Origin of the sequence: Herbaspirillum sp. WGmk3, from assembly GCF_023952535.1 — a bacterium.
Taxonomy (GTDB): Bacteria; Pseudomonadota; Gammaproteobacteria; order Burkholderiales; family Burkholderiaceae_D; genus Herbaspirillum; species Herbaspirillum huttiense.
In genome coordinates, this window is the sequence record NZ_JAKYWT010000024.1 from 1 (window position 1) to 479 (window position 479).

The 479-nt window shown below is 63.5% G+C and carries 1 protein-coding gene; it reads right to left on the reverse strand.

Features of this window, described 5'->3' with window-relative positions:
* Positions 1-479: hypothetical protein (locus MKD49_RS25770; protein ID WP_252697716.1), on the reverse strand; the 479-nt coding region annotated here is incomplete at both ends.

A 479-nucleotide genomic window follows, 5' to 3' on the forward strand; every position in this document is an offset into this window, starting at 1 on the left:
CGTCCTGCCACACGCAACTGGACGGAATCGTGAGCTGAATAAAGATCTCCCCGATTGGTCAGCGTAGCGGCCTGTACCTCAAGCAGGGCATTGCTGCCGAGCTTGCCGCTGCTGTCCAGCGTATTGCGGATACGCAGTGCGAGCGCGCCCGGTGTCACTACGCTGCCGGCATTTTCCATCGCTGCTGCAGCCAGCGTGATGCCTGCATCGCCGAACACGCTTCCTGCATTGCGCACCGCGCCGCTACTTTGCACGCTGGTACCGCCGATACTGCCGATGCGGCCGCTGGCGGTGTTCTCCAGCGCGGCGGCGTTGATCCGCAATGCGCTATCAGATCCGATCACACCGCTGTTGCTCACCGCGCCTGCAGCCGTCATCAACGTATGGCCGCGCGCAGCAAGCGTCCCGGTATTTTCCAGGCGACCGGCTGAGGTGACGACCAGTTGTCCTTCCGTCGCCGCCGAGGTGCCACCATGATG